Annotated in this window: 25 protein-coding genes and 2 pseudogenes; 19 read left to right on the top strand and 8 right to left on the bottom strand. The window is 42.0% G+C overall.

From position 1 onward, the window contains the following. Positions 1-144 precede the first annotated feature (144 nt). The 4 genes and pseudogenes from ABF638_RS01830 to ABF638_RS01815 form a co-directional block, all read right to left on the bottom strand. On the bottom strand, positions 145-1,470 hold the full coding sequence (locus ABF638_RS01830) for a hypothetical protein (protein WP_435019729.1): 1,326 nt from the start codon (positions 1,468-1,470) through the stop codon (positions 145-147). Between the two features lie 29 nt (positions 1,471-1,499). After that, the gene (locus ABF638_RS01825) at positions 1,500-2,594 is read right to left on the bottom strand and encodes a cysteine synthase family protein (RefSeq protein ID WP_435019727.1); all 1,095 of its coding nucleotides are present in this window, start codon (positions 2,592-2,594) and stop codon (positions 1,500-1,502) included. Between the two features lie 937 nt (positions 2,595-3,531). Next, positions 3,532-3,906 (bottom strand): iron uptake porin, encoded by a 375-nt coding sequence (locus tag ABF638_RS01820; RefSeq protein WP_435019725.1) that lies wholly within the window; start codon positions 3,904-3,906, stop codon positions 3,532-3,534. Continuing rightward, positions 3,905-4,339 (bottom strand): annotated as a pseudogene (locus ABF638_RS01815) (iron uptake porin); the annotation flags it as partial. The pseudogene ABF638_RS01815 and the gene ABF638_RS01820, both read right to left, overlap by 2 nt. Positions 4,340-4,887: 548 nt before the next feature. Here ABF638_RS01815 and ABF638_RS01810 point away from each other — a divergent pair. From ABF638_RS01810 to ABF638_RS01795, 4 genes and pseudogenes are all read left to right on the top strand, one after another. After that, complete coding sequence (locus ABF638_RS01810) at positions 4,888-5,613, top strand: SDR family oxidoreductase (protein WP_435019779.1); 726 nt, start codon at positions 4,888-4,890, stop codon at positions 5,611-5,613. Next, positions 5,582-6,080: pseudogene (locus ABF638_RS01805) on the top strand (tetratricopeptide repeat protein). The gene ABF638_RS01810 and the pseudogene ABF638_RS01805 overlap by 32 nt, the downstream one beginning before the upstream one ends. A gap of 742 nt (positions 6,081-6,822) precedes the next feature. Beyond that, entirely contained in the window at positions 6,823-8,208 is a 1,386-nt protein-coding gene (locus ABF638_RS01800) for an MFS transporter (protein ID WP_435019777.1), read from the top strand. 169 nt (positions 8,209-8,377) lie between these two features. Continuing rightward, entirely contained in the window at positions 8,378-8,569 is a 192-nt protein-coding gene (locus tag ABF638_RS01795; RefSeq protein ID WP_190895214.1) for a CbtB domain-containing protein, read from the top strand. On the opposite strand, the gene ABF638_RS01790 is transcribed toward ABF638_RS01795, so the two are convergent. Then, a complete protein-coding gene (locus ABF638_RS01790) occupies positions 8,549-8,731 on the bottom strand; it encodes a hypothetical protein (RefSeq protein ID WP_435019723.1) in 183 nt (60 codons plus the stop codon). The two genes, ABF638_RS01795 and ABF638_RS01790, sit on opposite strands and share 21 nt — an antisense overlap. 147 nt (positions 8,732-8,878) lie before the next feature. Here ABF638_RS01790 and ABF638_RS01785 point away from each other — a divergent pair, with 147 nt between their 5' ends. From ABF638_RS01785 to ABF638_RS01760, 6 genes are all read left to right on the top strand, one after another. Continuing rightward, a complete protein-coding gene (locus ABF638_RS01785) occupies positions 8,879-10,045 on the top strand; it encodes a hypothetical protein (RefSeq protein ID WP_435019721.1) in 1,167 nt (388 codons plus the stop codon). A gap of 198 nt (positions 10,046-10,243) precedes the next feature. Then, positions 10,244-10,366, top strand: a complete 123-nt coding sequence (locus ABF638_RS01780) for a hypothetical protein (protein ID WP_435019719.1) — start codon at positions 10,244-10,246, stop codon at positions 10,364-10,366. A 105-nt stretch (positions 10,367-10,471) separates the two neighbouring features. Beyond that, entirely contained in the window at positions 10,472-10,972 is a 501-nt protein-coding gene (locus ABF638_RS01775) for a GNAT family N-acetyltransferase (protein WP_435019717.1), read from the top strand. Positions 10,973-11,308: 336 nt separating this feature from the next. Beyond that, a complete protein-coding gene (acsF, locus tag ABF638_RS01770; protein ID WP_435019715.1) occupies positions 11,309-12,343 on the top strand; it encodes a magnesium-protoporphyrin IX monomethyl ester (oxidative) cyclase in 1,035 nt (344 codons plus the stop codon). 740 nt (positions 12,344-13,083) lie between these two features. Next, on the top strand, positions 13,084-13,494 hold the full coding sequence (locus ABF638_RS01765; protein WP_435019713.1) for a hypothetical protein: 411 nt from the start codon (positions 13,084-13,086) through the stop codon (positions 13,492-13,494). Beyond that, complete coding sequence (locus tag ABF638_RS01760; RefSeq protein WP_435019711.1) at positions 13,491-13,631, top strand: hypothetical protein; 141 nt, start codon at positions 13,491-13,493, stop codon at positions 13,629-13,631. Before ABF638_RS01765 ends, ABF638_RS01760 begins: the two co-directional genes overlap by 4 nt. A gap of 529 nt (positions 13,632-14,160) precedes the next feature. Here ABF638_RS01760 and ABF638_RS01755 read toward each other — a convergent pair. Both ABF638_RS01755 and ABF638_RS01750 read right to left on the bottom strand, forming a co-directional pair. Then, positions 14,161-15,471 carry a glycosyltransferase gene (locus tag ABF638_RS01755; protein ID WP_435019775.1) on the bottom strand — a complete coding sequence of 437 codons (1,311 nt, stop codon included), beginning with the start codon at positions 15,469-15,471 and terminating at the stop codon, positions 14,161-14,163. 305 nt (positions 15,472-15,776) lie between these two features. Beyond that, the gene (locus ABF638_RS01750) at positions 15,777-16,547 is read right to left on the bottom strand and encodes an ankyrin repeat domain-containing protein (protein WP_435019709.1); all 771 of its coding nucleotides are present in this window, start codon (positions 16,545-16,547) and stop codon (positions 15,777-15,779) included. Positions 16,548-16,732: 185 nt separating this feature from the next. Here ABF638_RS01750 and ABF638_RS01745 point away from each other — a divergent pair, with 185 nt between their 5' ends. The 9 genes from ABF638_RS01745 (at position 16,733) to ABF638_RS01705 (ending at position 23,254) form a co-directional block, all read left to right on the top strand. Continuing rightward, positions 16,733-18,115: a pentapeptide repeat-containing protein gene (locus ABF638_RS01745; protein WP_435019707.1), complete on the top strand. Its 1,383-nt coding sequence runs from the start codon at positions 16,733-16,735 to the stop codon at positions 18,113-18,115. 245 nt (positions 18,116-18,360) lie between these two features. Beyond that, positions 18,361-18,654, top strand: a complete 294-nt coding sequence (locus ABF638_RS01740; protein WP_435019705.1) for a hypothetical protein — start codon at positions 18,361-18,363, stop codon at positions 18,652-18,654. A gap of 632 nt (positions 18,655-19,286) precedes the next feature. Beyond that, positions 19,287-19,706 (top strand): four helix bundle protein, encoded by a 420-nt coding sequence (locus ABF638_RS01735; RefSeq protein WP_435019703.1) that lies wholly within the window; start codon positions 19,287-19,289, stop codon positions 19,704-19,706. Positions 19,707-19,843: 137 nt separating this feature from the next. Beyond that, positions 19,844-20,257 (top strand): XisH family protein, encoded by a 414-nt coding sequence (locus tag ABF638_RS01730; RefSeq protein WP_190936670.1) that lies wholly within the window; start codon positions 19,844-19,846, stop codon positions 20,255-20,257. Next, positions 20,245-20,580 carry a XisI protein gene (locus ABF638_RS01725; protein WP_190936671.1) on the top strand — a complete coding sequence of 112 codons (336 nt, stop codon included), beginning with the start codon at positions 20,245-20,247 and terminating at the stop codon, positions 20,578-20,580. The genes ABF638_RS01730 and ABF638_RS01725 overlap by 13 nt, the downstream gene beginning before the upstream one ends. A gap of 143 nt (positions 20,581-20,723) precedes the next feature. After that, positions 20,724-21,038, top strand: a complete 315-nt coding sequence (locus tag ABF638_RS01720; RefSeq protein ID WP_435019700.1) for a hypothetical protein — start codon at positions 20,724-20,726, stop codon at positions 21,036-21,038. Positions 21,039-21,089: 51 nt separating this feature from the next. Further along, positions 21,090-22,100, top strand: a complete 1,011-nt coding sequence (locus ABF638_RS01715; protein ID WP_435019698.1) for a tyrosine-type recombinase/integrase — start codon at positions 21,090-21,092, stop codon at positions 22,098-22,100. Positions 22,101-22,103: 3 nt separating this feature from the next. Next, positions 22,104-22,571, top strand: coding sequence for a hypothetical protein (locus tag ABF638_RS01710; RefSeq protein WP_435019696.1), 468 nt, complete (start codon positions 22,104-22,106; stop codon positions 22,569-22,571). A gap of 2 nt (positions 22,572-22,573) precedes the next feature. Then, positions 22,574-23,254: a hypothetical protein gene (locus ABF638_RS01705; protein WP_435019695.1), complete on the top strand. Its 681-nt coding sequence runs from the start codon at positions 22,574-22,576 to the stop codon at positions 23,252-23,254. 105 nt (positions 23,255-23,359) lie between these two features. On the opposite strand, the gene ABF638_RS01700 is transcribed toward ABF638_RS01705, so the two are convergent. After that, positions 23,360-24,736 carry a dihydrolipoyl dehydrogenase family protein gene (locus ABF638_RS01700; protein WP_435019693.1) on the bottom strand — a complete coding sequence of 459 codons (1,377 nt, stop codon included), beginning with the start codon at positions 24,734-24,736 and terminating at the stop codon, positions 23,360-23,362.

The raw sequence follows: 24,736 nt of genomic DNA, 5'->3' as shown, positions 1-24,736 counted from the left end.
GTGGAAAACTGTAAATTAGAAATAGGGAGCGATCGCACCTACGCAAACATCTATAACCCATACACCATAGTAGTTTGTCTAGTGCGATCGCTCCTGTATTTGGAATTTCATCATTCAATTCGGCAACGGCATTTTTGCACTGAATTATTGACGTTGCAGTGCGAAAATAAGTACCAGAATTTCACTCACAATTCCTGCAATCATTCCATAGGCTGCTGAAGTAGCTCCACTATGTCCGGTGAAAATGAGACTTCCACATACTATCAAGGTGAGAGCAGCCGCAATTAATGTTGCCAGATTAATGAACCAGTTCTTTGCGCGGTGAATCAGAAGCCCTTGAAATGTATTTTGGAGTGCAAGGAGGAGGGGTAAGCACGAAAGCACTTGTATGACTGGAATTGCTGCTTCTACAAGAGATGGATTATCACCAAAAAACTGGCGAAGCAGCGAGAATCCTTGACTCGTAAACCCCAGAAAAAATGGTATTGAGGTAAAACCCAAACCGACAAGAACTACGAAAGTAGCAAGTGTCTGCTTTGAAGTCTCTTCATAAGATGAAATTACTACTTGCTGAACCATTCGTGTACCGTTGGCAATAGAAAGAACCAGTCCCCAGGCAGCAGGCCATACGGCAAGAGCAAGACTACCATCGAATGAGCGAGCAACGAAACTCAAGAGTATTGCCCTCGCACCCCAGATTACCAGCATTGTTGAGGCAAGGGGAAGATAGTAAAATGTGACACCTTGAAAAGTTTTAGGAAGCTTCTTAATATCCTGGTGTGTCTGCTGGTCAAGAATAGAGGTAATACTAAGACGCGAACAGAACCATGTGACTAGCATTGCTTCAATAAGTATTGCTCCCATCATAGTAATACCCGCAAGCACTGCCCCATCACTTTTAAGATTCACTCCTATTGCCAGGGCTACAATTACCCAAGTAAATCGTGCCACACTTGCCCATCCTACAGGAACACTTTTTCGAGCGCGGATCAGAAGCCCTTGAAAGAATCGTCGCCAAGCAATGACGAACGGCCACAGGAACATCAAAAGAAAGGGAGTTCTGCCTCGTGTGGCGATGAAAGAACTGACTCCAAATACATCAAGAAGAAGCCAGTTATATAAAGGCTCCCAGGTGAGTACCAGAAAGATCCCACTGAGGGAGAGTCCTGCAATCATTGTAAACTGCCAAAGCGCACGCCGAGACGCGCTATGGTTCCCCAGTGCGGTTGAGGCATGAAGGATCATAATGATGGGGCTTTCCAGAAATACAGCAACTGCCTTGACGACACCTACTCCTGCTAAGGTTTCTTGAGGGAATGCAAGGCGACTGAGTGCTGCTGCCTGAAGCGGATCACCAAGGGTCATGGCTACATCGGACAGAGAAAGAGGGATAAATTGGGTGAGTAGCGTCAGGAGCGATCGCTTTTGAAGTGCGTTCTTACCTTCCTCAAGCTGGGGTGGGGTATTCATGAAATTTTTTAATGCTATCCGATGAGGTACTAAAAATACACGGGACTCAGTGAGGCGATCGCATCATCAAGATGCTCCCCCTCCATCAGTGCAAACCCGTTATGAGAAAGCCAATTGGCATCGTACACAGTTTCAAGATAGCGATCGCCTCTATCGGGGTTGATCATGAGAATACGTGCATCGGGGCCAAGGTCACGCGCCAGATGCAAACCACCAGCCACAATTGCCCCAGTTGACGCACCCAGAAGTAATCCCTCACGACGTGCAAGTGCATGGCACACCGAGTAGGCGATCGCTTCAGGCACTACATAAGCACGACTTAGGAGCGAGAGATCGAGATTAGGTGGAAAAAATGATAACCCAATACCTGTCATCTTGTATGGTTTTGCTGGTGTTCCCATAATCACTGACCCCTCAACATCGACACCAACAACGTGCAGTCCAGGAAACCGGGGTAGAAGATAGCGGGCAATTCCCATTATCTGCCCCGCAGTGCTAACACCAACCACCACAGCATCAAGGTCAGAAGGAAAGTGAGCTTCAATCTCACGCGCCGTGTAGTACAAATGTGCCTCATGATTCAGAGGATTTAAGTGCTGACACGGATACCAAGCATGAGGAATAGTTGCGGCAAGCTCTTTCGCCCGTTTCATTCGTGCCTTTTGCATCGAGCCTGATTCGTCTGCTTCGTGAAGAGGTACATCCACAAGTTCTGCACCGTATGCTGCAAGCATTCGCCGAAACGGTGGAGCAGTTTTTGCATCAACTACAATAATGACTCGATATCCTCGTGCCGCTCCCACCATTGCCAGCCCAACGCCAAAATTGCCTGAACTTGACTCGATAATCGTACCTCCAGGTGTAAGAAGTCCCTCTTCCTCCGCACGCGTAACGAGGTAAACCGCATTTTTCTCCTTAATTGATCCTCCAGGATTGCAGCTCTCAAGCTTCAATAAACACTCTGATTCAAGACATACACGGGAGATGTTTCCAAGCCGTACAATCGGTACATTTCCCAGTGCTTGGGTAACATCTACAGAGCCAATCTTTTTGTATCTATTACGATTGTTACATTCAGAGCTAGAAAAGTTCTTGAACGATGAAGATTGGGTGAGATAATTCATATTTAACATCTACTAAAAGAAGGAGTAATTTTGTAAAATTACCGTAAGTACTGCTTCATGAACTCGCTCACTCAATAAGGCTTATTTTCTGTTATATTTACAGCCTAATTTTAGTGAGATTGCAAATAAAGACGATGTTGTGTATAGCTCTATTGCAATGTCTAATTACATCAGCCGCCGCCGTTATTGGTAAATTGGCTTTTGTGCTGTAGCAAATGGTGTGTCAGAATGACAAAATATCACTCTTAGGGAGGAATTTATGTCTAATAGAGTCATTTATTCAAGCCTATTACAAAAAATATAAGTTCTATTCATAGTTGAGTAGAACTTATATTTCTATGTTGAACGCTGACTATGAAAACAAGATGAAATTTAAAAGAAAATCTTAAATTTTTTCAAATAGCAGTAGTTATGATATATTTTATACTCAAAACAAACTTTTAGTACCACTGCCACCTTCGATATGCAAAATATTGAGTTGCAGACACGCCCTAGTCTAAACCCTATTTGGTAAAGTAATTTGATCAACTAAAAAACATCTAAATTGCATAATCTGATTCAATTAAACCCTTGTAGGGTAGGCATCTTGCCCGCCCTAGTTATTTAAATTAAATGTGTAACTTCCTAATGCGTAATTAAGAAAGTCACATTTAATCTAGCTTTATAGGTTTGAATCTGTTGCTGGATTTCCACGAATTAACTGTTTCTAGTTTCCAAGCTTTATTTGCTGATGCCTACTATTTTTATTAAAAATAAAATCTAATTTACTTTATATATAAAAATTTTATTTTTACAAGTTAATAAACCTACGCTTGTGCAACAGAGGAGTTTAGATTCGTTGGGTATTAGCTCGATTTACATCTAGTAATAGCAAACTAGAAATCACTAAAAGCCCTACTATGCACAAGGCATGGTTTTTTATTAAAGGGAAGTTAAGTTAGAAACTGAAGGTGGTTCTCAAGACACCAATCACAACATCATCGTTGTCATTATTGTGATTTGGTGCTGTTAGCCAGATAACTCCAGGAGTAATAGCGATATTATCTGTCAACCTATACTGATAGAACGCCTCAAAGTGATAAGAAGTATCTTCATCTTCGTCAATTTGATCGATGCTTGAACCCGTCACTTTTGGCTCCATACCCACGATGATACCAGCCAAATTTCCTTTTTTACCCAAATCAGGAAATCCTAAAGTGACAGCCCAATTCCAAATGTCAACATCTCCACGGTCAACTGTTCCTCCTACTGAGGATAAGTTACGAGCATTTGTGTATCCAGCCCAACCACCCAGAATAAATTTGTCACTCAATCTCCAAGACAACTTCCCCTGCTAGTTTTGTGGTTGTGGAGAACTGATTTGCTTCTAACTCAGCAGTACGAGCTTCCAGGCTATCTACACGACCCCGCAGTGTCGCTAATTCTGCTGCAAATTCTGACTGTAACCGTTGCAGCGTAGCTAAATCTTGTTTAGTCACCAAATCAGATGTAGCGGTAGCGATTAGTTCATTGACCCGATCTAAACAGGCATTCACACCTGCGGCAAATTCATAGCGTGTCATCGCTCGATTGCCTCTATATGTACTATTGGGATATCCAGCAATACAACCATAGCGTTCCACTAAAGATTGCAGTGCTTGGAAAGCCCAATCTGTAGGTTGCACGTCTGATAACTGAGAAACTGAAGTAACCTGCGCGATTTTGTTCTCTTGGGTATTTCGTGAAAATTGAGCATCTTGACGAACAATTTCTGGCAACAAATTGTTGACTTGTTGTTGCCTTGTCGCCCTTTTTACAGTAATGTATGTGCTTGTTGCTAATTTCTGACTAGAGCTAATATTTTGCGTTTGATCGGGGTTGTTTGTGTTTCTCCGGCAACCGCACCTCTATCAAAAACGAGCGTTGTTCCTAAAATAGCGAGACTCGCTAGCAACGACTTCTGCAAGCTTTTTGTCATCTTTTATTTTCTCCTCACACTAGCTCACCTTTAATAAAAGCCCTCCCGTTAAACTCACCATCCTCAAACCCTTTCCCTGTCCGTATTGGTTCTTTATTATGGAACTTGGTGTTAATTTTTACTTTAAAAAGTAAAAATATTGGTCGGTAAAGCAACGAAATGGGCTAAAAGTCCTATAAAGTTAGGATTTTACTGGAAGTGATAGTACAAGGGTCGGTTACACTTTGTCAAGAATGATTATCATTGTCTGACTATTTGCTGCTGCCAGAGGGGTTGAGTGTGGCTCAAATCCTTCTGGCTGCGGTTGCTGTAAAGTTATCAGTGGAGAAATCTACAATGCTCACGAAAGGGAATACAGTTTTAATTACTGGGGGTTCATCAGGAATTGGGTTAGCACTGGCACGGAAATTTCTGCAAGCGCAAAATACAGTGATTATTACTGGACGTAATGCACAGAAGTTAGCTGATGTCAAAGAAATTTTCCCTGATGTGATCACTGAAGTTGCGGACTTAAACGATTTTAATGCTCTGCAAAAGCTAGTCAACCGCTACCCAAATGTGAATATTCTTATTAATAATGCAGGGATTCAATACAACTATGATTTTGTCAATCCAGAGATCGCAACAGAGTTAATCGAGACAGAGTTGCAAACTAATTTAATTGCTCCGTTGCAATTGATTAAACTCATCTTACCTCATCTACTCACAAAGCCAAAAGCGGCTATTGTCAATGTTTCTTCAGGCTTGGGGTTAGTTCCTAAACAAACTGCGCCTGTCTACTGTGCGAGTAAAGCTGGACTACATATTGCGACGAAAGCTTTGCGTTGGCAACTCGAAACTACACCTATTAAAGTGTTTGAAATTATTGCACCTTTAGTTGATACACCCATGACTCAAGGACGGGGTAAAGGGAAAATATCTCCTGAAGCACTGGTAGATGAATTCTGGAACGATTTTATACGCGATCGCTATGAGATAAAAATCGGTAAAACTAAACTGTTGTTTTTTCTCCAACGCTGGTTTCCCCAAGTTGCGGAAAAAATTCTCCGACCTGGAATTTAACAACCCACAGTTAAAGCAACTACTAGAGGAGGGATGAAGATTAGTAGATATTGGCGATCGCACTGCTGTAATCGCAGTTTATCAACAAGCAGCCATTATAGCTCCCAAAAATGCCAAAATTTATTCTGGCATTGGGTACTTATATGCTCAACAAAGAAATTATCAGGCAGCGCTAGGTGCTTATCGTCTTGCTATTGCCATCAACCCCAACGATAGTGATTTTTACTACGCTGTGGATTATATCAAAGTGAATTTGAGAGATACTGCTGGGGCAAAAGAAGGTTATCGTCGTGCAACATAACTAAACCGCAACAACGTCAATGAACTTGGATAAGAACAATGCCCAAACTTACGAATTGATGAGGTCGATGTATAAACAGCGACAACAAACCAAACAAGCAAGTATCTTACTGCAAAAAGGCCGTGACCTATACAAGCGACGCAATAGTATTTTCAGGATTAACTAACTTTCATCAATGCTAAAACTAGACATCACCCAAAAATTTCTGTGGAGGAAATAAAAACATTACAGGATTTTTACAGATTTTATTGGTTTTTTTTATAAGACAATAGATACTAAACCATTGGAAAAAAGAGGTATAACGCCTACTTTCTTCCTTTCACACCACCATTAAAATTTAGTTGTTTTGGGAGCAGATCGTACTATAAGGGTTGCTCTCATTCTTTTTGGTTTGTCATAATCCCAACCGAGAATTTTCTGATTTACCAATTTCAAACCCGGATGCCCGATTTTTAAACACAAAGCTTTCACGTTGTCGTTAATTTTTTGATAATGCGGGACTGTTTTTAGAAATATCAGCAGTACTTTCGAGATAAATCCGGGTTATGGTTCTTTCAAATAGATAGCGTAATCGGTGATATTGAGGGAGTCGGGAAGTTGAAAGAATTGATTAGATTGCAAGTCTTCAAGGAAGGCGTGATCGCATCGCAACACATGAGGTTTGTCTAGGACTCGTCCTAAGCTGATGTGCTTTTAAGTTGCATAATTCAGATCGTTAGAAAGACGCTAGGACGCAAAGATGCAATTTAAATGACGATTAGCTGAGACATTTTCAAAGCATGGCAAGATGACAAATTATTAAATACCCCCCTATGGGATATCTTTGAAACTAAGCTATGAATAATCTTAAAAACATATCCCCCTATGAAATAGGGATAAATTAACTTTAAAAAACCAATCGGAGTATGATGAACAGGCTTCATCTCTTTGACAGTTTGAGAAACCCTGTGTTTGCGCGGCTTTACGCGGCTCAAACCACCAATTTATTAGGGGATGCGCTGACTTGGGTAGGTTTGGCTCTACTTGCTTTCGAGTTAGCTGGAGATAAGAGTGCGGTTGTACTTGCCTCTGCGTTGACGTTGCGGATTACTGCGTTTGTCTTGCTGTCTCCCTTAGCGGGAGCTTTAGCTGACCGTGTTGATCGCAAGTCGATACTGGTGGTAACGCATTGTATACGGATGGTGATTGTCAGTCTGTTACCTTTTGTGACGCTCCTTTGGCAAGTGTATGCCTTAGTATTTGCTCTTAACGTCTTCAATGCCTTCTTCACCCCGACTTACCAAGCCACAATTCCTCTAGTAACTGGTAAGAATGATTATGCAGGTGCGATCGCTCTTTCCAGTGCCACCTACCAATTACTTGGTGTACTTGGCCCTGGTATCGCTGGAAGTGTCGCCGCTTTCATTGGTGCAAGACAAGTTTTCTTTTTGGATGCCGTAACTTTCCTTGTGGCGGCAGTATTGATTTTTACTCTACCTGGTCAGTTAAGAGTAGAGTCGAATCAACAGTCATCAAGTACGAGTGGTAGAACTTGGCGAGACATTAAAGACGGTACAACCCGCCTTCTTAGTGATGCACCCATTCGATACGCACTCTTCATGCAGTTAGTTGCATCCATTGCCGGAGCGCAGATTTTGGTCAATACCGTTGGCTATGTCCAAGGGACACTGAAACTAGGAAATGTGCAGTACGGCTGGGTAATGGCTGCTTTTGGTATCGGTGCAACGCTTTCAGCAGTAGCTTTTGCTGTAATCAGTCAACGCTTTACCAGAACTGCCTTTGTGTTGTTCGGTGCGGTTTTGATAACTTTGTCCCTACTACCTGCAAATTATGCTTCTTTGAGTGTATTGATGATTTTGTGGCTACTGGCTGGTTTTGGACAAAACTGTGTAAACTTACCCACCCAAACATTGATTGCCGATCGCATTCCCCGTGATGTCCAAGGACGTGTTTACGGCGCACACTTTGCTTGGAGTCATTTGTGGTGGGCAATTTCTTATCCTCTGGCTGGGTGGCTGGGAAGCAAATTTCCTGAAGGTGAATTCCTATATGGCAGTTTGGTTGGTTTAGCACTGCTGGTTGTGGTACAACTTACCCTAAAGCCTCCAGTAAATGAATATGAACACGTCCATGAAAATATGTGGCACGAACACTCACATGTTCACAATGAACATCATCAGCATAACCATCCCCAAGGAATACTAGAGTGCGAACCACATACCCATCCTCATCAACACAAATTGATACGCCACTCTCATCCTTACTCCGTTGATATTCACCATCCTAGAAGATAGCGTATAAACTGATGATAAAAATAGTTAAAAAAACAAGTGGCTAATCTGGGATAAAACACATTTTCTATACACTTGTCAAATACAAAGTTTATGGTATATCTTTTTGCAATCAAGTGGCAAAATATCCTTTGATTGATAAATTATCCCAATTATTCATAGCAGGTTCAAAATGACTGTTTTTTCTTCTACTTCAGTGTTACAAAAGACCGCAGGTGTTACCCTATCCAAGCCTGTGCAGGTAACGCTTTATATGCTGTTATCTTCTTTGATTATCTGGACTGTGTTGTTCTCTACTTATCCGGCAGCTCATAACACAGCACACTCAGCGCGTCACCACACTTTAGGTGTTGCGTGTCACTAAAATTGTCAGAATTCCCAGATGTTTTAGGTGAATTCGGTAATGCTTTGACACTTGAGAAAGTAATGCCGCTCTTTTCGCACTAATGCCTTTGCTGGAAAAGAATTTTAGGCGATGTAGAGATATTTTCTTTTCAATCTCTACATCGCTTAACTTTAATTTCATCTCATGTCTAATTAATTACTAAATTTTTGACTGGAATTCCTCCACTGCTGATAAATAGACGCTGAATCAAGTAAGGTAAGTTTCACCTACCGCTATCAAAGTACCAGTCACCAAAGATACAGGTTTCTACACTTAGAGTTGAGTTTTATGAAAAAATATCGACTGTTTGGGATGATTGGCGCTGTTTGCATCGCGTTGTCAATTCTTTACTCCTTTGTAGGATTTTCCCAAACTCCTCCACCCAGAGTGCTACTCTCCACCAATCCACCACTAGAACGTATTCATCCTTTTGAAGCAGGAACAGAAAAACCACAATCTCCCGTTACCCTGACACTACAAGCTGTTGATGCTGTGGGTAAACCGTTAGAAAATGCCAAAATTAGCTTACAAATTCTGACACCGCCGCCAACTCCTTGGTTGGCAACAGATTTTCCCTTTATCGAGGGAACAAAATTGCTGGAAATGGATGCCGGCGCACCTGATGGAAAGCTAGAAATTCAGCAGATATTACCCATCCGTGGCAATTACCAACTGCGCGTGAATGTCTCACCCTTAGTAGCAAATGCTTTCGCTCCTTATGAGCAAACCTTGAATCTGAATGTCCGGGAAAATCCAGTCAAATATAAATATACTGCTGTTATTGCAGCTATTTTACTGTCAGTAGGATTATTAGGCGGTTGGGTTATTGGCGGACAAGAACAACTGCGACAAGGAGAAATTGCGCCGCAGTCAGTCCGTCTATTGTTAAGTGCGTTGACAGTGGTAGCTATAGTCACCCTATTGTTTATTAACATTAGTGCAGAAGTCGCAGAGGCTCACGGCAGCAAACACAATAGCAGTACTGAAGCCATTGCACCATCAACCCAAAAATCGCATGGGGTGGAAGTCCGCATTGAAGGCGATAAAAACGCGACTGTAGGAAAACTTGCGGATTTAGCGTTGCAGGTCAAGGATACTGCAACAGGACAGCCTCTGACGGATGTAGTTTTACAAGTGAAGGCGATCGCTCTTGAAGATAATTTAACAGTCTTTGCCTACAAAGGTATTCCCGACCAACAGGGCAAGTTAATATGGCAGGAGCAATTTTTTGATGGCTCACCCCACAAAGTCGAGGTAGAAGCAACTCCCAAACCTGGATCTAACCGTCAATTTCCATCGGTGAAAGTGGCGCAGTCAGTTGAAGTTGAAGGAATCGCACCACCGATTTATATCCGGTTCATTGGTTTATTCTACTTTACTGCTATTGTCGGCATTGGTATGGCAATTGGATTGCTAATACAGTCTTGGCGAAAACCACTTTCAAGGACAAATTAGTAGCATCAGTGCATGAGCGTGAGTCGTGCGCCCCTGTAAAGCCTCGCTAGCTCTACGCTCTCTAGACGTTATAAACATAAACAAACTCTGGTAAAATTCCCATTACTATTTTTATCTACTGAGATATCAACTATATTTATATAGAAATTACTCAGTAATAATTTAAAGGTGTGAGCAGTCACAAACTTTTTTGAATAAATGAACAAATTTTTTCTCACTTTATTTTCTAGCCCTGCACTGTTTGCATCTGTGATCTCTATGGTCATGATGACTCAACCATCTCAAGCAAATCAGACAGTGGATGCAGCAGGCAACGTTTAATAGAAAAATTCTGTATAATCACCCGATTTGAGGTATTTATATAAAAAATTTCCGCATAATAAATAGTTAGCCTTCCTCTCAAAAATGTGATGCAAGGCGAAAATTATGGTTTGGATTATTCAAGCACTTAAAGAAGAGGATGAGCCGTTTCTATGGGAGATGTTGTATCAGGCTTTGTATCTCCCTGAAGGTCAAGCTCCTTTGCCACGTGAAGTAATTTATTTGCCTGAACTCGCCCGTTATGTCCAGGACTGGGGCAGTGATGGCGATTGTGGCTTCATGGTTATTGATTTCCTGACAGAAAAACCTGTTGGCGCAGTTTGGTTGCGGTTACTAACGAGAAATAATAAAGGTTATGGCTATGTAGATGATGACACACCGGAATTAGGGATTGCGGTTTTTCCTGAATATCGCGGTCAAGGCATTGGCACCCAGTTACTTACACATTTATTGGAGTCACCTTGTGGACAGTCATCCATCTCTCTCAGTGTCTCGATCGACAATCCAGCAGTGAGCCTATATAAGCGTTTCGGCTTTGAAGTTGTCAGCAGAAGCGATGAGTCTCTATTGATGAAGCGGGACTGTCAAATACTGAAACCAGGCTAACAATCTCTAAAGGGTAAGTCTAGGTAAAAGATAGGTTAACAAAGTGAAAAATGTGTTGTTTTTTTGCATAAAGAGGTTATATCACTTTCCAGCAGAAACGATAAAAAATACACACAGTAAGCATAGAGCTTGCTGTGAACACTCCTGCGATCGCCAATTTGAATTTTGAATTGGTATTAGGTGTCCTGATAACGAGTTAGAGGTAATCTGCTGCCGCTCACCTTTACCGTTAGACTGCAACACTTCCAATCAAATTCCTGATCTGAGACTCAGGAATTGCTAAAATTCTTCTCTTGAAGTAGCATCTAGACTGACATTTAATAGAGGATCTAGAATATGGGATATGTTGAAAACACACAGTCAAAGACTGAGGTTTTAGCGAAAGAAACCCTCATTTCCCCAGGATTTTATACAACTAACATCAGGAAACTTTCTAGTACTGATACCTCAAGTTTTCAAGGGGACTTTAGTACTGCTATCGCCAATCTAAAGAACGACTACACTAAAGACAAGTACATACGTGACCAGAGATTTGATCAGTCTTGGGATCACATTCAAGGTGAGGCACGAGAACTCATAATTAAACTTCTGGAAATGTACAGTGCTGCTGAGTACTCAGGATTTATCCTATACAAAGAATTATCATATAAACTTAAGGAAACAAACAGCGTCCTTTCAAGTGGATTCTCCCTGATGTCTCGTGATGAAGCCCGTCACGCTAGTTTTCTAAATAAAGCCCTCTTAGATTTTCATATTAAACCTAGATTAGATTTTCTAAAGAAAGAACATAGAAAGTATATTTTTCTACCTTTTTCATGGTTTATCTACTCTACCTATCTGTCTGAGAGAATTTCTAGCTGTTATTACATAACCATTTTCGAGCATTTAGAATCTCATCCTGAATACTCCATTTATCCTCTTTTTAGCTTCTATAAATCCTGGAGTGAAGATGAGAATCGACATGGAGATTTTTTTGGTGTAATTATTAAATCCCAACTACAACTTTCTAGTGGATTGAAGGCAAGATTAGTCTGTAAGTTCTTCTTGGTGCTGATTTTTAGTATGACATACTTCAAGCATAAAAGTAATGAAAACCTTCTTGCATTACTTGGGCTAGATGCTCGTGAATACTACGTGTCTACAATAACAAAGGTCAACAACTCTATCAGAAAAGATTTACCTATAGTTCTCGATGTTGAAAAGTCACAGTTCTTTGAAGAATTAGACATTTGCTTGCTGCATATTTCAGAAAATGAAAAAATCAATGTTTCAAATCAGAACACTCTCTTAAAATTGATTAGAAAAATTCCGCATTACTCCAGTATTTTATTAGTTATATTACGTCTATTCATACGTAACGAAACTGTTTAAAACATTAACCTAAATGTATTAATGCTTTTTTGAGCAAAAACACGCAAACTTCCAATCTGCTTAATTTCGTTTGTTGTTAGTCGATTTTGTATTTCTGGGTATATTTTTAGGTTTTTCTTTTAGAGTGGTAGGGTATCGGTTGTGGGCTGACTCCCAACCGAGTTAACTTTTCACCCCAAACTGGCTGATCAGCAAAAAAGGTACGGTAACGAATGGCACGCTTGTTAAGTTGAAGAGTAAGCAGCGTAAAGATGCTCCAGGGCAGGGCGGCCGCATCTAAATTACTCTTGATCACAACCAAGGTTAAAAGCAATGAAAAACTAAGTATTTCTCATTTGATTTATTTTTCAAGCCTTAAAGCGATGCCTGCATTGGGCTTTGCTACGCCAAAATTTTGTTAATAAACAAGCCTTAATGAGATTATTTTTGCATCTATTGAGAATGCACTGTTTTTATTGACATGATGCGGCCGCCCTATGCCCTACATGAGCTACAACAAATGAAAGATAAAGTACTTTTTCCAGTCGAGATAGAAATTCTTAAGGACAACATAAGCTTATCTCAACTTGCTATCTAGCCTATTTGAACAGTTATCAATGGTCTATTTATCCCGTGATTTAAGTCCCCCACTATTTAGTAGAACCCTTTGGTGACAATTCTTTCTCCCCCATTAACGCAAAAATAATTGATAATTTTTTAACAGTACTGTCTGTTTGCCCTATCTTCTAAATATCCATAATATGAATATCGACCGATTGCAAGAACTTAAGCAAAAACTGACGAATGATGCAGACTTGTCCGATATCTGGCTATTTTATATGGATCATTTTGCGGATCTGCCGGAATTCACTGACATGGGTGAGCCTGCTTATAATGAATACCTAGATGCTGTCCTCCAAAAAACTTGTCAGCAGATGTTTGCTAGGGCAATAAAGATTAGTGACTGTTTGCTGATTTACATAGCTCCATATCATTTATTTCATGGAGCTTTTCAAATCGAAGGACGTATTGGGGGCGTGATTTATTTCGAGGATATAAAAATTGGGTTAATTGCTGTGTCGGCAGATTATCCTCCTACGGATGCGGTTAAGTATTCACGTTTTACTGAGATGATTCAACTGTCTGCTCCTAATGGCAACGATTACAATTGAGAGAAGCACAACTTATAGATGTTTCAAGAAGTGCGATTACATTTCTTGAGACGGCAGCCGCAGTTTTCAATTTATGGTTGTTAGAACGAGGTTTTGTTGGGTTGCAACAAGACAAGACGATTTTTCAAGGGCAGTGATTCTCACGAAAATACTCTACTGACTTCTTCACCTCAGTAGAGTATATAAAGTTGTATTTATTACCTTTTCGCTAAAATTTATTTTATACAATAGCAAGTATTAATACCTCTGTATAAATACTTGAAATATTGATTGTAGCGATCGCCAACTTTTCTTTTCTATTAATTCGCCTCCACATAGTTACTGGAGCAACAAATAAAAAATCACTGTACAATTTCAAGCAATTCACTTCACAAAAAGCGATTGTCTCTTGCCATTAGTGCTGACCTTGGGTCGTATCAACACTTCTCACTCTTCATCCTTCAGCCACTCCAACCCCATCCGCAACGCTGCCTCCGCCGTGTAATAAATCTTTTGTTCCCCGAATATCCCACCCGTGCGGCTGATGATACGGAATTCCCAGCAATGCCCTGGCGTGTAAAAAACCATTAGGACACTGCCGTTGACACAGAGTACGGTATCAACTTTAACTTGGGACATTGACTGCTGTTGTAAGTGTGATGATGTATTTTAATTGTGTGGGATTTCTCACCCAATCAACCCCAAATGCCGATGGAATGCTTCAACAGCCTTCGCCACACCATCTTCACCCCTGATTTTCTCACCCAACTCTTGTGCTTTCTTCCGCATCACCTCATCGCCCAGTACGATTTCAATCGCTGCTGCTAAAGTTTTATCTGACAGTTTCTTGTACGGTATCGGCGCAGGGCTGACTCCCAACCGAGTTAGCTTTTCACCCCAAACTGGCTGATCTGCAAAAAAAGGTACAGTAATTGATGGTGTCCCTGCACGTAACACTGCCGCCGTTGTACTAGCTCCTCCGTGATGGACTACTGCTGGCACTTGGGGAAACAGCCAATCATGGGGAACTTCCTTGATCACAAACACTCGTAGCGAATCTTTTATATTCACTGTTCTTCCAACATTACCCCATCCTGATAATATAATCCCGCCTTGATGGGTTTTCTTTAGAGCTTCCACGATGTAATGTGTGAGATATTCTGGATTGGGCATCGTCATGCTCCCAAATCCAAAACACAAAGGTAATTGCTTTCGCCCAAGAAAATCCTCTAGTTCCATAGGTGGCTCGTATTCAGAGGCTTGGTCAATAAACCAGAAACCAGTTACATACACCCATGCAGGCCAGTCACGAGGTTTTGGGATTACGTGTGAGCTAAATCCATACAAGACAGGGATTCGTGATACATTCGCCGGAGTCTTCTGTCTAAAGCGTCTGCCCAAATATGGTAAGGGCGGCAATTTCAAAGTTTCTGTTCTGAAGTGATTGAGCAGTGGACGATATCTTTGCCAGTGCAAAAACTCTACTAGTAAGTAGCTGCCATAGTTGATTAATTTCTTTAGCGGGTTTTTAGTTATTTGAGCAAATCTCAAAAACCCAAACATCCCTGTGGGAGTCAACGGTAGAACTGATGCAAAAAAGCAAGGTACGCCTAATTTCTCTGCAATGTGATATCCAAAGGTAGCTAACGGTGTGTAGATAATCACCTCACTTCCAACACACGCACTCCAAGCTGATTCTAACTGTTGAAGTAAAAGCTTATCTCCTTCTTCTTTTTTCAACTTTTCTCCCGCAATCAATCGCTGCCCTTGCTTGGATTGCAAAAACTCTTCCATATTGCCAGCGATCGCTGCAAACTTTAAATCGAACTTCCTCACAAATGGCTCAAAGTTCTCATGGGTTGCTACGGTTACTTCATGCCCCGCACGTTTCAAGCCAATAGCCAAAGCGCAGTATGGTTGCAAGTCTCCCCTTGAACCTACTGTTAGGATCGTAATCTTCAGTTTCCGGCTTGGTACTATAGGTAGACTTTGGCTCAAATACTTTTTCAAAAATGAAAACTCCAGTATTAAAAAATTGTACTAATTTCCTGTGCCTCTGGGCGATAAACCAATACAGTTGAAATCAGCCTGCTTTTTCGTAACTGTTCCCTTGCCTTGACAAAGGAACTTTCTTAACTGAACCACATTGAGCCAATAGCGATGGGTAATCCAACTATATCTGACGGTTAACCGTTCGCAAGCGGAAGCTCCCCTAGCTCAAGATTGGCTTTAAGCAACGCTAATTGCTACTTATTAGGGAGCGCTGATTTGTAAAGAAAATCTAAAGAGAACACTTGCCTCTGTTACTTCTGGTCATTCGACTTTGCTCCTCGTGCTATTAACATCTGAGCAATTTGTGCCCGATCTGAAGCACTTGCTCTCGTGTGGGTCTTGTTTGCCTCCAGCGCTTGATTGCCCACCTCTGTTACTAGCGCTTTCCCATCATCAGGGGTCGCTTCAAACATTAGTTTGATGCCATCTAAGCTTCCCCAAAAGGCAGCATTTACCAGTGCCCTTCCATCAGGTTTAGCCCCTGCTTGAAGCAGTAGCTTAATTCTTTCTGGTTCTCCTCCAGTCCGTCCAGCCCAGTAAAGCGCAGAACGACCTTGTGGATCGCGCACATTTACATTTGTCCCCACATAAATCAATGCCTTTAATTGATTAAGCGATCCACCCCGAACTAATATCTGTTCACGAGTACTCCTCACATCACCGCGTTGAGCCGCATCAGTGACGTATCGTTGTGTTCCCTGAGTATCGATGTCACCAAATAGAACAGTTCCAATGAAGAGTAGGAATGGGATAAGGATTGCAAAGATAGTTGCCCATTTATTAGAAAATCGATGCCAAAGTAATAAACTGCTCAACGCAACGAGAATGCAACTTAGAATTATAAACCCTGGACTAACCACAAAAGATATAGCAATCCTAGCCAACCAGTCAGGCAGAACAGCCAACCAAGGAAGCAGCACTGGTATGCGAGTCAATAGTAAAAAGCAAAACGCTGAAAACATCCAAATTAGACCAACTAGAATTCTCAAAGCAGAACGCAGTCCGCGTGATATTTGAAACATGGCTAATTTCCCAATAAAAACCTATACACGAGAGTATTTTTTGGACTTTGGATAAAAAAGAATTGTTCGTGCATCTACCTCTTGCCGGAGGCAATATAAAAATAAAAGCGCTTTCAAACGTTGAAATTATGGAATCAATATTGGTATGACTGTAGCAAAAGTAAATTGACATCCAGTACCCAACCATGCACCAGGACTTTTTTGGTCAAAATCTTCGTGGGCGCTCCTTCAAAGGACAAAACCTTGAGGGGGCAAATTTTAGTGGCACAGATATCAAGAGTGCAGATTTTACAGGGGCTAATCTAAATGGTGCAAACTTCACAGGTGCTAAGGCAGGACTACAAAAGCGTTGGGCTATTTTTTTAGTTTGTGTTTCTTGGGTGCTATCTGGAATTTCAGGATTTTTCTCAGCCTTCACTGGATTATTCATAGCTTTTATATTTGACAGTCCACATCCACTAAATCAGGTTGTCGGCTGGACTTCCTTAATAGTAGTGATTGTTTTATTTATAGTTATCCTTGACCAAGGATTAAAATCAGCCTTAGCCGTCACCGTCGTCTTAGCCTTAGCTGTTGCCGTTGCCGTTACCTTAGCCTTAACCGGAGCCGGAGCCTTAGCCTTCACCTGCGTCTTAGCCTTAGCCTTAGCCGTCACTTTAGCCAATGCCTGCGCTTTAGCTTTCGCTGGCCCCTTAGCTGTCGCCGGAGACTTCGCCTTAGCTGTTGCCATCGCCTTAGCTATTGCCAACGCCGGAGCTGGAGCCTTAGCCTTCGTCTTCAATGGACTCGGATTCTTTGCCTTCGCCTTCCTCGGAGGCGGAACCAGAATCGTCGCCTCATTATCCTTCGCCTTCGCCTTCCTCGGAGCCTTCGTCTTAGCCTTCATCTTAGCCGTCGCCGGAATTTTATTTAGTGCTAACATTGGTCGCAGAGCAATGGAAGGAGATGAAAAATACTCTTGGATTCGGAACATTGCTATTGCTTTTGCAGCTATTGGTGGTACCAGCTTTCGCTCTTCTGATTTAACTGATGTTAATTTCACAGCCGCCACACTAAAAAGTACAGATTTTAGAAAAGCCATTCTAATTCGTACCTGTTTCAACAAAACTAAAAAACTCGACTTTGTTCGCCCTGGAACAACTTACCTTCAAAAAGCACAAGTGGTAAGCGTGTTAGAGACAGGTGTTGGACAGGACAGTAATTTTGATCGTGAAAACCTAAGCGGAATTAACTTTAAAGGAGCTAATTTGATAGATGCCAGTTTTATTGGTGCAAACCTCAGTCAAGCGAATTTACAAGATGTAGATTTATCCAGAGCAAAGCTAGTACAAGCACAGCTTAACGGAACCGACTTGACGGGCGCTAACCTTACTGGAGCATACATTCAAGATTGGGGCATTACCACCGATACTAAATTTGATGGGGTGAGATGTGAATACGTTTATATGCGGCTCCCCACTGCATACAACCCTGATCCACTTCGCAAACCTGATAACAATAAAGAAGTCTTTGCTCCGGGGGAGTTCGCTGATTTCAGTAAACCAAACGATACCGCAAAACAATCTTGAAGTACAAGCTTGAAGTACAGCCATGATGATGAAGCGATCGCTTAATACTTGCATCTGTGCAACAGATTATGCTGGGACATCAACCCGAAAACAGATTTGTACTCAATTGGTAAATTCTTCAGCAAGAGACTCGTATTTCCCATAGATTTGGTGTACCTTGTTAATTCTGTGCAAATTATTTATACCTAACTTCTCCCAACTTTACTCATCCAAATTTTAAGCCAATGCCTTCAAGGGAACAGCCAATGAATACTTCTAATGAGATACATACAAAGAAAATTATCAAAAAATCTGACAAGCTTACCCTGAGACAGATGAAGTTAATCGAGGAGGCAGAAGACCAACTTCTTGAAGCTAATACTGTCAATTCTCTAGCCCCTATGGTTGAGGTTGAGGAGAAACCAGTAGCGATTTCAGAGCCTAAAGTTCCTGACTATGTTCCATTCCTTGACAATCCTCCAGTACAATCTGTGGGCAATTCCGGCTGGCAGGTTTCTGATGTCTGGCGGGATATTCGGGTAGATGATTTTTGTAATTAAAGCAGACAATTTGTATTCCCAGACGGTTCTGCATCAAGGCGGTTGCAGTTATCCATGATCCGAATCTTAGAGATTGAGGGACAGGCACCTGATCAGGGAGAAAGGTTTTCCCGAATGCATTCTTCAGATGCCTGCCCCTCTGTCTCTTCGCTAAACCAATATTATGGCAACCGCCTGAGCAATTTTTGTAAACTATCTTTGCACTCAGTCAAAGCTATAGTTAATTGTGCCTATAATAAGTTACGGCTAATTATAACTAAAAGTTAGCACCATATAAGTGTGTATCGCTGGATTACGCATCATAGGCGATACCAAAGACAAGCAAAATTCATCGGCAGCGCAATAGTTCTATTCCGTTGCCAACATGCACTCTCCGCGATCGCATGTTGGTGGAAGTGTTGTGTCTGGGGGGAGAGTATGTTAATCGTAGTTAATGTCGGATAAAAGATAAGGGTATCTTATTTTGTCTCCCCCCGCGATCGGGTATGATGGTTGAAGTCGCAAGTCGGAGGTCGCAAGTCGCAAGTAAGAATGAAGAGTGCTGAGTTGAAAGACCGCGCACAAGGGACGGGGCAATTTACCGAGTGTAGAAGTACTGAGTATGGTAAACAGAAGTAAAAAAGGTAAAAGCAGTGAGTGAAAATGGAGACAAAAGCATTAGTATCACTGACAGAACAAAAGCTTTTGCAATTAGAATTATCAAAGCTTGTAGCTTTCTTGATGAAAAACCGGGTGTTTGCCGTACCCTTTCTAAGCAAATGTTACGTTCTGGTACCAGTATTGGTGCTAATGTACACGAATCTCGTTCGGCTCAGTCTGATAAAGACTTCTTGCACAAAATGGAAATAGCTCTTAAGGAAGCACGCGAAACTGAGTACTGGTTGGAAATTTTAATTGAATCTGAAGTTGTTGAAAAAGGTAAATTTGATTCGTTGCTTCAAGAAACTAAGGAAATAGTGAGGATACTCATTGCTTCTACTCGCAAAATTAAAGAGAGATTGAATGGCAGCAAATCCAACGGCAGGAGGATGGAAGCGGCAAGCGAGAATTAATAGTTTAACTCCGAATAAAGAATAAATATATTTTCATAGCTTTAATAACAAGACAATTACTTGCGACCTGCAACTTCCAACTTCTAATTGGTATTACTTGCGACTTGAGACTTGCGACTTGCGACTTCCTTAAAACTATGGCTCGTGATTTATTCCACAATATTGTGAGGTCTGCACTGGAAAAAGATGGTTGGTTAGTTACAGATGACCCACTAAATATTCGGTGTGGTGGAGTTGATGTTCAGATTGATTTAGGTGCAGAACTCCTAGTTGCTGCCGAAAAAGCTGGAGAAAAAATAGCAGTTGAAATTAAAAATTTTGTCAGTGCATCGAAAATTTCAGAATTTCATACAGCACTAGGACAGTTTATTAATTATCGGACTGCATTACGTGCAGAAGACCCTTCGAGAAATTTATATTTAGCTATCCCATTGGTAACTTATAATGATTTCTTTAACTTGCCTTTTATTCAAACTGTAGTCAACGAAAACAAACTGAAATTGATTATTTATAACGTTGAAACTGAGGAAATAGAGCAATGGATAAGTTAAATGAATACCGCACAAAAGTTAGGCAATTATTAACTAAATATATCGATTATAAGCCTAGTTATGGAGATGTAGAGGTCGAACAGATTTTTGACGCAGAGTATGACCATTATCAAATTATTAGCATTGGATGGAACAATCAAAAACGGATATATGGCCCAATAATGCACCTAGATATCAAAAATAATAAAATTTGGATTCAACAAAATACAACGGAAGTAGATATTGCTTTAGAATTGATGGAAATGGGTGTACCTAAACAAGATATTGTCATCGGTTTTCATACTCCTAAAATGCGTCAATTATCGGGATTCGCTGTGGAATAAACATGATACAAAACGCAGAATCTTTGCCACCATCCCGATTGAGGATGTATTAGTTAATAGAGAGCTATGGAGTAGTAAAAGAAATACTTTATTTTGTATAAAATCGGGTAATTTTTTGTTGTGATAGCCACAAATTGTTAATCATGCTTTATTACAAACTCGTAGAACATACCCCTGTTGCTGTTAATTCATTGTCAGAGTGGCAAGATTATTTACACTCAGTACAAGATTCCGGACAACATCTAGTTGCCGAAACTATAGTTGGGGATGCCAAAGTATCAACTAGTTTTTCGGGATTCGATCTCACTTTTGGAGATCCCCCGTTGCTTTTTGAAACGATGGTTTTAGGCGGGCCTCATCACGGGAGAATCCAGCGTTATTCTACATGGGAGCAAGCACGCTTCGGTCACGATCATACCGTTGTAGAAGTCATGACTACCTCACCACCAGATGAGTAGATAAACAGAAAATTATATTTAATACTTATTAAATAATTTACATATAACTGAATGAACTACAGCGCAGATTCTTTACCTGAGATCAAACTTATTCCCCTTGATCGTGAAGCTCTACATTTCACACAGCCAGGAGAAACTAGAAGACCACCAACCGATATCCGGTGGGTAAAGGTGCTAGAGTTTCTACGCAGCAACAATCTCGCACTCAATAGCCGCAAGCTTTATGAACGCGAACTCAAAAGGTTTTTGGCTTGGAGTGAACTACATTATCATGAACTGCGTCCACGTCACCTTGCGCTATACAAAGAATATCTCCGTGATGAAATACGGACTGATGCAGGTAAACCGCTTTCCAAAAGCAGCATCAATGCAGGAATTGCGGCTCTCAAAAGCTTTTTCAAATGGATGTGTTACACGTATCCTGAAATTATTTCTACTAATCCCACACTGGGGATAAAACTGGAAAAAGTGCCACTGCCACCAGCGCAAAGTTTGACCCCTGAAGAAATGGAGCGGGTGTGGTCAGCATTAGAGTTATTGGGAGAAACAAAGCAACGGGATACAGCACTCGTTCACATTCTCAGTCATGGACTCCGGGCTGGGGAAGTTGTACAGCTAAATGTTGGCTCATTTGATGGCAAGCTGCTATTTTTACCAGACACCAAAACCAATGAACCACGCTTAGTTCCACTGCGAAAAGAGAGTCGGGAAGTTTTAGCAGAGTATTTGCTTACGCGCTCACAGCAAGGAGAGGTTTTGACCAGCCTCAGTCCATTGATGATTTCACACCATGCTTCATACAAGGGTGAACGCTTGAGTTATCACGGCATTTACTTCGCGGTGGAAAAAATCGGTGAAATAGCTCACATTGAGGATTTGCACCCTCACTCCTTTCGTCACACCTACGCCACTGACTTATTGCTATTGGGAGTTGACCCCAGCCATGCACGAAAATTAACAGGACATCAAAGCGAGAAAGCGTTTCGGCGCTATACCCTTCGCAGTGAGCAAGAAGCAGCGATCGCTGCTTACTATCGCGCGATTGGCGAAGAAGCGGAATAAGGTATGCCCAAGCCACTTGATCCCAAATGTCAGCTATGTGCCAAGTTACCAACTGCCCAAGCTAAAGTTTTACATGGAACAGCAGGGGATGGATGTTGGAATCCAAAAGTCTGCCACAATCGCCGCTCATTCTATCGCCACCGCTCCCAAAATAATTCAGCAGAAATTGATGCAATCGCAGTCGAACCACCAGCAACATATTTTGCAGTGCTGTATTTGTATAAAGAATCAGGGGATAAACCATTGCACGCCTTGGGCGCAGAACTGTGGCTGGGACAACAGCCTATTTGCCGCTTAGAACCAATTCACTGCTTTGGACTAACGGCTGGCAAGATCCGCGCCTATACAGATCAGGTGTTACAGGCTTTTGCAAAACAATACAGTGTTTCGCTCTATCAATATAAGGATATGTTTGAGATTGCTTCAAGTTACTGCCCAGTGCGTCCTTGTCCTCTACATCCACAATCCTAGAGATGACCACATACCGCCAATTAACAATTTGGGATGTGCTTGATGAGTTGTCAGAATCTCCAGCGACATCAACACTAGCACCGATGTGGGAATGTTTAGATGCCGAGTTAGAAAAATTACCCCTGGAGGCACAGTTATTAACCGCAGCGCTTGCCTTCAGTCAAATTGCAGATATTCTCAAGTCTCGTGCCGAAGTGCTGTTGCAAGATACCCGCGATCGCAATAACCCAAAGGGGCCAATTATTAGCACCGATCTCTTTGCTGGTCTAGTGCGGACAACAATGCACCTAGATTTAGATGATTTGATTGAACCGCAAACACCACAAACCTTTAAACCACATGGCCCACACCAATTTTCATCTCCTACTGAGGAGGACAATTCTGTAGCAGCACCTGTTGAAAAAGCGAATGTTTTGGCAATGCTTGATGAGGTAAAAACTTTAGAAGATGTTCACAACCTAGCATCAGATGAAGATGTACCAAAATGGCAGAGCGCCATCGCTAACTACTTGATAAATGTCAAAGATGAGATTTCTTTAGTTAACCTGCAACATGTGTTGCAAATGCCGATGGTAGAAGTATGGTTGGGATTATTGCTAGGTGGGTTTACACTAGAACAACGTGGTGATTTTTATCACAACCATAATGTCTGGGTGAAAAGCTCTCCTTCCTACTACCAATAAGTAAATCAGGGAAACAATTTGAAGGGTTTTTACTAAAGCGACCTCTTGCAGATATCTTGAAGCGATCGCCCATCTTTAAGTTAGTAGTTATTGGTTGCTGCTTTGTTACATATTCGGACAGGTTGGCATATCATCTCCAACGAGTAGCCTTGCGAGACTGGGCAATGCCTCACCGTATGTTGGGTGAATGTGAACCGATTGTTCAAGTACCTGCCACGTTGCTTTAGCTTCCATCAGTGACAAAAAGACATGCACCAGTTCAGCCGTTTCGTAACCAACCAGCGTTGCTCCTAAAATCAAATTCGTCTGGGTGTCGATGACCATGCGGTAGAAACCCAGATCGTGCCCCCACTCAATGCTACGGGCAATGTGAGCCATTGGCAGGGTGACTTCGCAGGCTGTAATGCCCTGTTTGTGAGCCTGCTCTAACGTCATACCCACTCGACCCACTTGTGGCTCTGTGTAAACGGCATAGCCTAACACCCGATCGTTGCGCGTCCGATGTTCGCCACACAGAATGGCTTTCAAGCGACGATAGTCTTCCCAAGAAACATGTGTAAAAGCAGGCTGCTTGGCAGCGTCCCCGATCGCATAAATCCCAGCGCAAGTCGTTTGAAATTGCTCGTCGATTTTAATAAAACCCTGTGCATCTAATTCAACACCTGTCACCGCAGAATTTAATGCCTGAGTATTCGGTTTGCGGCCAGTCGCAATCAGCAACGCTTCTCCATCTAGTACTTCACCATTGTTCAGCGTTAGGGTAAACACACGATTGGTATAAGCAATCTGCTGAACTGTCACATTGAAATGCAGTCCAATTCCGTCTTGCTCAAAGGCATCAGCAAGCACAGCACTGACATCGGATTCTTCTTGAGCCAGCAGCCGATTGCCCCGCACAATCAATTCGGTTTGGCTCCCTAAACGTGCCATTCCCTGCCCTAGCTCCAAGGCAATATAGCCACCGCCGACCACGAGCAAGCGGGGCGGAATCTGCTGCAAATCAAAGAAATTTCGGTTGGTCAGATAAGGCGTTCCAGCTAAACCAGGAATGTCAGGAATGGTAGAGGATGTTCCTGTGTTGATAACAACGATCGCAGCCTGCACAGTCATACCTCCTCCACTTACAGTTCGCTCTCCGGTGAAAGCAGCTTCAGCGCAGACAACTCTAACCCCTGCACTGTCTAGTCGCCGTTTGACACCCTGGTTAAACTGGCTGCGAATACTACGCACACGCTCCATCACCGCAGAAAAATCGACCTCGACCTGCGCGTGTATGCCTAACTTTGCCGCTTGTCGAGCGCGACCTGCGGCATGGGCAGCGGCTAGAAAGGCTTTAGAAGGTGTGCAACCATAGTTTATGCAACTGCCTCCCAATGCATCGCGCTCAAATAGAACGACGTTTCGACCTGATGATGCAAAGTCAGCTGCAAGTGGAATTCCACCCTGACCGCTTCCAATCACAATTACATCTGCTGTTTCCAT

Source organism: Nostoc sp. CALU 1950, assembly GCF_051172895.1.
Classification (GTDB): Bacteria; Cyanobacteriota; Cyanobacteriia; order Cyanobacteriales; family Nostocaceae; genus Nostoc; species Nostoc edaphicum_A.
Note: the sequence above shows the minus strand (reverse complement) of the source record. Positions and strands in the feature narration are given on the sequence as shown.